This window comes from Leptospira yasudae (assembly GCF_003545925.1).
In the GTDB taxonomy this organism is placed as follows: Bacteria; Spirochaetota; Leptospiria; order Leptospirales; family Leptospiraceae; genus Leptospira; species Leptospira yasudae.
Window position 1 is genome coordinate 1 of the sequence record NZ_QHCU01000017.1, and the last position, 2,385, is coordinate 2,385.

Here is a 2,385-nt window from a genome sequence, read left to right on the forward strand (position 1 = left end):
CTGCCTTACCTGACAACCACAAGTTTGCCTACAAGGATTCGGATGGGAAAACAAAATACATCACGAAAGCGGAGATTTTAAAATCTGGAGAATTGTTCTTTTCCGCGAATAACTCTATCAAATACACCGAAACAGTTCAAAGAGCTTTTGAGACTCAATCAGCTCGTGCGATCGAGAGCTTACCGGAAGGGGAACGATTGGCGGCAAGAACCGCACTTTACAACAAGTTAACGGATGTGGTTCATACAACACAATCGGGAGCGAACAGCGGACTCAAACTGCAGATGATGGGGACAATCGAATACATGAGATCCAAGTATGGAGAGAATGGAGCGGGTTTTACCTACGATCCGGCCGCTCATGGTCCTAGCGGCGAAAAATACTTTAACGAGGTGAAGGCGTTTATTTTTAGTGGAAAGGATTCGTCTGAGCTTGCAAACTCGTTTGGGAGTCCGATTTGCCGAATGTATTCGAATTTCGTGCAAGGGGTTATGAACGGTTCGTTTGAAGGGAGCTTTGCTGAATATGCGATTGCAAAGTTTAGACGAGGAGATGTGAGTGCAACGACTGAACCATATCGAGTCCATAATGGCATGGGGGTTCCTCAGCCATCCAGCACATCTTTTGTTTATGATCGAGGGGGAATCAATCCGGGGTCAACAGACAGAAGGGTTACATTACCTGCACCGAATGTTCCTGACCTGACACCATTGACGGAAGGATCGATTCGAGATTTTATTCAGGGCAGTGTTACAAAAGGCGCTATTAAAGAAGGATCTGTCGTTCAATTTCATGTGGACAACGACAGTGCGGCTGGCGCTAATCACTTTTTGACCGGAATCGTTGTGAAAAACGCAGATGGGACGTATGATGTGAAGATTTCTGATCATACATCAACACGCGTTCAGTCGAAATCCATCAGCGAATATTTGTCAAAAAACAAAATTCATAAAGTGTATTTATGATAACGGAGGAAAATATGAAGTTTAGAATATATACCACCTTAGTATCCGTGATATGGAGCTGTTTTGTATTGGTATTTGCGAGTTCTTGTAAAGAGCCTAAACAAAATGCAGAAGTTACAGAAACTGCTTCTAAACAACAAATTGCAGCAGACTTGGAATTGATCAATTCATATGGAGGTGATCTTTTGTTGCAAAAAATGTCCGATGATTTAATGGAATTTTTGGGTAAGAAAAGAAGGAATAAGAGGGCTTATTTTTGTATGGAATTAGATCCAAAGAAAGAAAAGATTCGATTCGGTTTTAATTCAATGAAGGAAGAGCAGCCTATCGAATCGATTGATCTTCCCTTAAAATACGATTCTGAAAAGAAAACATTCACTGTTTCTAATGCTGGTGAAACATTGTATTTAAAAGAGTATGTGAAAGAATCAGAAAGACAAAGACCGTATTTGTATTTTTCTTTTGATTTAAAAGAGATTGGGAGCGAAGAGGTAATCCAAAGAGATAGAAAGAACAGAATTGGAGAAGTATTTGAAGAACTGCCAATTGTATGGTCTGATCCTAATGCGCGGAAAAAAGGAAATTTTGACTCTTGTTTAGTCGACATCGAAGGCGCACTTCAACTTGAAGCGGAGGGAGCTAACAGCCCTACGTATTAAAAAACTAAGCGACCTCGGCATTTAGATAAATGTGATGTATTCTCCACTTTTTGCTTTGGACAAAGACAAGTTTGATACGGAGCCGAAGGCGGTGGAATAAAGGGATTTCAAAGGTTGAAAGAAAGCTTGTATGAAAGAGAATGGAACTGAACAAGGCTTCGAATTAGGCGAAGCTGTTAGAAACAAAGCGACGGGTCAACAGATGTATGTAGATTTAGCTTGGAGCCCGAAAGTAAGTTGCGTTTACTTTGATCCGGAGAAGGAAAGTCTTGTAAAGGTTCAGATGTTGCCTGAGTCATTGGAGCGGATTCAGGGAATCCTGCCGTATCTTCCGAAGTAAGAAGATGTATGACGACGAGCGAAAGATCGGGTGTGATTTAAACATTCTTAGCTCAAAGACATTTTGTTTTACAAAAGAATAGATGAACAAGAATTTCTTTCCTTCTTCTCCTTTCTAATTTACAACTGTATGCAGTGGACGACTCTTTGATGCATCAAAGAGTCGAATCCGGCTGCTTAACCCCTCTACTTTTTCTTTTTTCCACAGACTCCGCGAGAGTGATCGTAGCGTAAATCCTGCATTGCACCATGTATTTGGAATATTCTGTTTTTGTTACAGAGAGCGGAATGGTGCGGTGCTGATTGAAGCGGAGAGCGCGTTTCGCGCAGCGAACTCGCCCGGACCCGGCTATATCAGCTATACCCCTGAACAAAAGTTAAATACGCTTAGCGACTTAATCGACCGGGGAATGAGCGGCGCG

3 protein-coding genes are annotated in these 2,385 nt (G+C 41.8%); all 3 read left to right on the top strand.

Features of this window, described 5'->3' with window-relative positions:
• Positions 1–965: hypothetical protein (locus tag DLM76_RS21625; RefSeq protein ID WP_158586414.1), on the top strand; the 965-nt coding region annotated here is incomplete at its 5' end.
• Positions 966–979: 14 nt separating this feature from the next.
• Positions 980–1,624, top strand: a complete 645-nt coding sequence (locus DLM76_RS21350) for a hypothetical protein (RefSeq protein ID WP_147455821.1) — start codon at positions 980–982, stop codon at positions 1,622–1,624.
• Between the two features lie 130 nt (positions 1,625–1,754).
• On the top strand, positions 1,755–1,964 hold the full coding sequence (locus tag DLM76_RS21355) for a hypothetical protein (RefSeq protein ID WP_118966536.1): 210 nt from the start codon (positions 1,755–1,757) through the stop codon (positions 1,962–1,964).
• Positions 1,965–2,385 lie beyond the last annotated feature (421 nt).